Below are 6,678 nucleotides of genomic sequence, written 5' to 3'. Positions count from 1 at the left end.
CCCGCGACTTCGACCTTGGCAAGGTCGCACTCTACCACTGAGTTATTCCCGCTCAGCTTGGAATTTTTTTTACCCAAGAACCGGGACACAGTCAAGGAAAAATTTCCATCTACGTCCGATAATGTATATTATGTAAACCTAGAAGCGAGGACGCCATGGTGACCGGAATTTTTTATCATCCCAGTTTCAGTCGCCGCAGTTACCTCACCCAAGGATCGCGGCTTCAGGATTTTCCGCAAGCCCTGGAACCCCTCCTGCACGATGAGCGGTTTGTGCTCATGGAATCCCCGCCCATCAGTGAAGACTGGATTTTGAAGGTGCACAGCCACGAGCTTTTGGAAGGTGTGATGCGGGACACGCTCTGTTCCACGGCATGGCATTCCGCCGGCGGTGTGGTGTTGGGTGCCGAAAAGATCGCTTTGGGGGAAATCCGTAACGCTTTCGCCTTTATTGGTGCCGGAGGCCATCACAGTGGTCGGGATTTTTTTGGAGGCTACTGCTGTTTCAACGATGTGGTGCTGGCCATCACCGTATTGCGGGAGCGGTATGGGTTGCGCCGTTTTGCTATTCTGGACACGGACGCGCACCACGGCGACGGCACGAGGGACCTGGTGCGTCACGACCCGGACGTGCTTCATGTGTGTCTGTGCTACAGCAGCTACGAATCCCCGGACGGCACCAAGGTGGATGTGCCCGTGCCGGGCGGCCTTTCCCTGTGGCAGGTGTTTGAAGGGACACAGAAGGATTCGTCCGCGCCGGAAGCGGACATGGATCACCGCTATTACGAAACGGCGCGGAAAGCTTTCTATGATCGGTGCGTGCGGTTTCAGCCGGATCTCATCTTTTGGTATTTTGGTTTTGACACGCACCGCGGGGACTACGGAGACATTGGATTGACCCGAAAGGCATACCTGCTTATCGCCCATATGATAAAAGAGTTGGCGGAAAAAACCTGTGCAGGGCGCCTGGAAGTGGTCTTGGGTGGTGGATCCCGAAGCGACATCGCCCGTCATTGCATTCCCCCGATCATTGCCGTTTTGGGAGGGGTCTCCCTATGAGCCAGCCGGTGCCTCCAAAGACTTTGGTCAAGATCCTGACCACCATGGTGTGCACGCTGCCACACGAGTACGGCCTCTTTTGGGACGACGACGGCACCATGCCCTGGAAGGAATTTTACTGGGCTTTGCAGGAAGATCCTCGGCTGCGTTTCGTCCGCGAATCCACGCTTAAGGAAATGGCCCTTTTGGGACACCCCCTACCCTTTGTGCTGGATGGGTCGCGCCTGCGTCGAATTGCCGACGCGTGGCCCATTGCGCCTTACCCTGAGGTGGAACCTCCGGATCGCCTGTTTGCGGGAATCCGTCCTCGGCATCTCGCCGTTGTGCGTGACGAGGGCCTTCGTGCTCTGCATCGATCCTATATTCCCCTATGGGCACGCAGGGACACCGCGGAACGCATGGGTCGGCGTCGCACGGCCCAGCCCGTGGTGTTGGAGATTCGAGCTCGAGAAGCTTATGCCGCTGGCGTCTTGTTTTATCGGGCCGGAGAAGATTTTTTCCTGACAAAGGCTGTGGATGCAGCCTATGTGGTACTTCCGCTAACCGCCCTTGAAGAGGGACCGGAAAAAGAAGTGGCTGTACGGCCGTCCCATCGTCATCGGGCCTCTGTTCCTTCAAAGGACGAGGTTCGGGCCGATTTCGGCTCCTTTCGCGTGGAAGCCCAGCACCTTCAGGGGCTCTTTGCACATCGAGGTCTACAAGGGCCTCGTCCCAAGGCTTCTTCGGGAGAGAAAAGCGCCAAGAAAGGCGGCTGGAAAGAGGGTGCGCGCAAGGAGCGGCGCAAGCGCGAAGTATGACGCCTTCACCCGCCCCTCCCCTGCCCCCGTAGCTTCATTGCACAGACATCACGGACGCGCGTTCCTTTGGGGGGATTAAGGAATACATTCGTTGTGCTTCACCGCAGTACCACAAAGGGCGCGGAGGGTCCAGCCGCATTGGGATCGCATGCTTAGGTCAGGCGCCGCCTAGATTGGCCTTTTGGACGTCGGGATTGGCGAGAAGTCCCTGGGCCGAGTCCTCCAGCACAATGCGGCCGACTTCCAGCACATAGCCGCGGTGGGCCAGCTTGAGGGCCGCTCGAGCGTTTTGTTCCACCAAGACAATGGTGACGCCCGAAGCATTGATGTCCCGAATGGTTTGAAAGATGGTTTTCACAAGAAGGGGGGCAGGCCCAGACTGGGCTCATCCAGCAACAAAATCCGCGGCTGACTCATGAGCCCTCGCGCAATGGCCAGCATCTGTTGTTCCCCGCCGCTTAAGGTCCCCGCCAGCTGTCGTCGCCTTTCCGCCAAAATGGGAAACAGCTCGTAGATCCATTCCTGGGTCTGGTGAATGCGGGACGTGTCCTTGCGGGTGAAAGCTCCCAGATTGAGGTTTTCCTGAACCGTGAGGGTGCCGAAGACGCGGCGTCCTTCCGGCACATGAGCCACACCGCGGCGCACCACTTCGTGGGGCGGCAGTTGATGAAGGGGCACGCCGTCCAGAAGCACCGCCCCCGCAGAGGGCTTGACCAGGCTGCTGATGGTGAGCAAAGTCGTGGATTTTCCTGCGCCGTTGGCGCCGAGAATCGTCACGAGTTCCCCGGGATTGACCGTGAGATGAATGCCGTGCAGTACCTCGATCTGGCTGTACTTGACATGTAGGTCCACGAGCTGAAGCATTTTATTCTTCGTCCGTCCCCAGGTACGCTTCGATGACGCGAGGGTTCGCCTTGATTTCCGAGGGTGTGCCTTCGGCGATGCGGGATCCGTATTCCAAAACCACGATCTTTTCGCACACGCGCATGACCAAGTTCATGTCGTGTTCGATGAGCAGCACCGTGATGCCGCGGGATCGAATTCTTCGAATCAGTTCGATGAGGTCTTGCGTCTCCTGTTCATTCATGCCGCCCGCGGGTTCGTCCAGGATGAGGAGCTTGGGCTGAGTGGCCAGTGCTCGAGCCACTTCCAGCAGCCTTTGGTTGCCGTAGGAGAGGTTTTTGGCTAGCTGCAGGGCGTTCTTGTGAAGTCCCACAAAAGCCAGGGCATCCAAGGCCTGTTCCACGGCTTTTTCTTCTTCCCGCCGATGCCGCCTCAGGCCCAGCATGGCGGCGACGGCACCGAAGCGCATGCGGCAGTGGCACCCCGCCAGCACGTTTTCAAGAACGGAGAGGTTTTGAAACAGGCGAATGGTTTGAAAGGTTCGGCCGATGCCAAGGCTGATGATGCGGTGGGTTCGCAAGCCCAGCAGCGACGTGTTATTGAAGAGGATTTCTCCCTGATCCGGTCGATAGATGCCTGTGATGAGGTTAAAGACCGTGGTTTTCCCGGCGCCGTTGGGTCCGATGAGGCCCACGATGCTGCCGGCATCCACATCAAAGGACACGTTGTGGACCGCCGTGAGGCCACCAAAGGACTTGGTCAGCCGCCGCAGACTCAGCAGACTCAAGCCGATTCCTCCGCAAGGTGCCGCTCGGGCAAGAAGTAAAAGCGCGGCCGAGCCGGAAGAAGGCCCCCGGTACGAAAGATCATCATGGCAATCATGGCGGCCCCAAAAACCATCATGCGCGCATTGGTAAGACCGCGAAACACTTCGGGCAGTCCTATGATGAGAAAAGCGCCCAGAAGCACTCCGGGAATGCTTCCGGATCCACCCAGAATAATCAGAGTGAACATGACCACCGATTCCCGGAAGCTGAAGGATTCCGTCGCAATAATGGTCATTTTGGCCGCATAGATGTTGCCCACCATGCCCGCCCAGGCCGCTCCCAGAACAAAGGCCATGAGCTTGTAATGGGCTGTGTCAATGCCACTGCCCTCGGCGGCCGTTTCATCTTCTCGAAGGTAATTCAAGGCCCTGCCAAACCTGGAATTTTCCAGTCGATGAAAGAAAAAGACCGTCAAGGCCACGAAGGTCCAGATGAGGTAGAAAAATTCATTGGGCTTGCGAATCACCCAGCCGAACAGATTGGGCCGAGCGATGCCGAAGATGCCGTTGGCGCCTCCCGTGATGCCGAACACATTATTAATGAGGGCGATGCGAACGATCTCCCCCACTCCGATGGTGACGATGCAGAGGTAGTCGCCTCGAAGATGAATGATGGGGCGGGCGATGATCAGGGCAAAGAGTCCTGCCATGAGCCCGCACAAGGGCATGAGGATCAGTGTGGGGATGTGAAAATGCGTATTGAAGATGGCCGCCGTGTAGGCGCCCACGGCGTAAAAGGCGGCGTGTCCCAGGTTAAAGAGGCCCGCATGGCCCACGATGAGGTTCAGGCTGAGGCCGAGGGCGGCGTAGAGCCCGACGTTGTTGAGTACATCGGTCCAGTAGGCATTGAGAAACAGAGGACAGACGGCTAAGGCGGCCGCGATCGCTGCGTAAATGAGAACCCGATGTGACATCATACCTTTTCCGCGACCCGTTCTCCCAGAAGTCCGGTGGGACGCACGATGAGAATGAAGATCAGGACGCCGAAGGCATGGCGTCCTTCCAGGCCACTGAAAGATAGGCGGCACCCAGGGATTCGATGAGCCCGAGGAGAATGCCCCCACCATGGCGCCTGGAATGTTACCGATACCCCCCCCAAAATGGCCGCGGTAAAAGCCTTCAGCCCATAGACCCAACCCATGGTGAAATTGATTTGGCCGTAATGCAATCCCACCATTAGTCCCGCGGCACCGCCGAGGGCCGGTCCGACAAGGAACACGATGAGGATCACGCGGTTGACGTCGATGCCCATAAGGCGCGCCGCATCCTGATCAATGGCTGCCGCACGAATGGCCGTTCCAATTTTCGTTCTTTGAATAAAGGCATAGAGGGCCAGCATCATCACCACGGAAGAGACCAAAATGAGCACCCTCACCAGGGGGACGTAGAGGCCGAAGAGATGGATGGCCGTTTTGGGCAGGATGCCCTGAGGATAGACCTGAAATCGGGCACCGTAGATGAGCATGAGGGTGTTGGAGAAAAAGATGGAAGCGCCCAGTGCTGAGACGACCGCGGACAACCTCGGGGAATGGCGAAGAGGCCGATACGCCACGCGTTCCAAAAGGGCGCCCACCAGAGCCACCAGGCCCATGACCATAAGGGCCAACACGGCAATACCGGCGCCGGGGCCCAGGCGATCCGTCAAGGCCAAGGAGGTGAGCAGGGTAAGACCCAGATAGGATCCAATGGTAAACAAGTCGCCATGGGCAAAGTTGATCAGTTTCAGAACCCCGTAGACCATGGTGTAGCCTAAGGCCATCAAAGCGTAGATGCCGCCGACGGCAAGCCCATTGGTCAATTGCTGAAAGAACTCTTCCATGGAATCAGCTATCGATTGTCCTCAGGCACATGGTTGCCGAATGCGTGCAGGAGCGTTTCGGTTCCGCGGTGCTAACCAGAAGCGCTCCTGCAGGCAAAGGTGAGTGTTCTCTCGCTACGGTTGCAGAATAAAGTTTCCTTCCGCATCCACCTGGTAGACTCGATAAACCTCGCCGACGCGGTCGCCCTTTTCGTTAAAGGAAATCTTTCCGATTAGGCCTGGAAAATCCTTCAATTCCTTGTACAAGTAGTCGGCGAGCTTATCGGGGTTCGTGGATTGGGTGGCTTCAATGGCCGCGGCGATCACGCGAAAACCGTCCCCAGCCAGTACGGCGTAAATGGAATTGGGTGCATTGCCGTATTTCTTGATGAATTCATCCAGCAAAGCCTTGGCTTCCGGCGAAGGCAAATCTTTCGGCAGCGGCGCGCTCAGAAAATAAAACCCTTGGGCCGCATCTTTGCCGGCGATTTTCACCAAGTCCGGATTGTTGGTGGCATCCCCGCCGATAAACGGCACATTCCAGTTCATTTCTTTTTTCTGGCGAAGCAGCAGCCCTGCTTCGGGATAATAACCCGTAAAGAAGACCACATCGGGGTTAGCTCCTTTGAGTTTCGTCAGGATGGCGGTGTAGTCCCGTTCCCCGGGAGTCAGCGCATCAAAGAAGACGACCTTGATCCCTTGGCCTTCTAGAAGCGCTTTGGCTTCATCGGCAAGGCCTCTGGCGTAGGTGGTGTTGTCATGAAGAACGGCGACATTCTTGAACCCCAACTTGACCATGGTTTGCACGGCCACGCGGCCCTGCTCGTCGTCTCGAGGGCACGTGCGGAAGAAGCTCTTGAGCCCTTTTTCGGTGAGCCGAATGGCGGTGGAGCCGTTAGCGATCTGGATGATCTTGAATTCACTGTAAATGTTTTGGGTGGCTTCGGTGACCGAAGATCCGTAGGTGCCGATGACCGCCACGATGCCCTGAGTGGCCAGGCGCTGGGCGGCCAGCGCCGCCGTGCGAGGATCTCCGGCGTCGTCATCGACGATGACCTCCACTTTCTTGCCCAGAACGCCACCCTTGGCATTTAGATCGGAAGCAAGGAGGTCCAAAACCTGCTTCATCTCTTGGCCTTCACTGGCCCATGGGCCCGTCATGGGGCCCATTAGGCCGATTTTGACGGTATCGGCATTGGCCGAAGCAAAACCGGCCAAAAGAAGACCCAGCACCACCAACGCAATTAGCCCGTTCTTCATGGATGCCTCCCTTTCCGTTTCCTGAAACCCCTGCGCCTGAACCTCCACACCGATTGCCCTTTGGATCCTCATCCGTGAAAAAGCGCAACGAAGATC

Annotated in this window: 5 protein-coding genes and 2 pseudogenes; 2 read left to right on the top strand and 5 right to left on the bottom strand. The window is 57.3% G+C overall.

Annotated elements, in window-relative coordinates; all coding sequences use genetic code 11:
* Positions 1-155: 155 nt before the first annotated feature.
* Both ACUVSA_RS12305 and ACUVSA_RS12300 read left to right on the top strand, forming a co-directional pair.
* Positions 156-1,058 carry a histone deacetylase gene (locus ACUVSA_RS12305; protein WP_445895044.1) on the top strand — a complete coding sequence of 301 codons (903 nt, stop codon included), beginning with the start codon at positions 156-158 and terminating at the stop codon, positions 1,056-1,058.
* Complete coding sequence (locus ACUVSA_RS12300; RefSeq protein ID WP_445895043.1) at positions 1,055-1,855, top strand: hypothetical protein; 801 nt, start codon at positions 1,055-1,057, stop codon at positions 1,853-1,855. Before ACUVSA_RS12305 ends, ACUVSA_RS12300 begins: the two co-directional genes overlap by 4 nt.
* A gap of 157 nt (positions 1,856-2,012) precedes the next feature.
* On the opposite strand, the pseudogene ACUVSA_RS12295 reads toward ACUVSA_RS12300, so the two are convergent.
* The 5 genes and pseudogenes from ACUVSA_RS12295 to ACUVSA_RS12275 form a co-directional block, all read right to left on the bottom strand.
* A pseudogene (locus ACUVSA_RS12295) lies at positions 2,013-2,719 on the bottom strand (ABC transporter ATP-binding protein).
* 1 nt (position 2,720) lies between these two features.
* Positions 2,721-3,485 carry an ABC transporter ATP-binding protein gene (locus tag ACUVSA_RS12290; protein WP_445895042.1) on the bottom strand — a complete coding sequence of 255 codons (765 nt, stop codon included), beginning with the start codon at positions 3,483-3,485 and terminating at the stop codon, positions 2,721-2,723.
* The gene (locus ACUVSA_RS12285; RefSeq protein WP_445895048.1) at positions 3,482-4,438 is read right to left on the bottom strand and encodes a branched-chain amino acid ABC transporter permease; all 957 of its coding nucleotides are present in this window, start codon (positions 4,436-4,438) and stop codon (positions 3,482-3,484) included. Before ACUVSA_RS12285 ends, ACUVSA_RS12290 begins: the two co-directional genes overlap by 4 nt.
* A pseudogene (locus ACUVSA_RS12280) lies at positions 4,438-5,343 on the bottom strand (branched-chain amino acid ABC transporter permease). The gene ACUVSA_RS12285 and the pseudogene ACUVSA_RS12280 overlap by 1 nt, the downstream one beginning before the upstream one ends.
* 114 nt (positions 5,344-5,457) lie before the next feature.
* Positions 5,458-6,582: a branched-chain amino acid ABC transporter substrate-binding protein gene (locus ACUVSA_RS12275; protein ID WP_445895041.1), complete on the bottom strand. Its 1,125-nt coding sequence runs from the start codon at positions 6,580-6,582 to the stop codon at positions 5,458-5,460.
* Between the last annotated feature and the right edge of the window lie 96 nt (positions 6,583-6,678).

The organism is Desulfosoma sp. (assembly GCF_052743555.1).
Note: the sequence above shows the minus strand (reverse complement) of the source record. Positions and strands in the feature narration are given on the sequence as shown.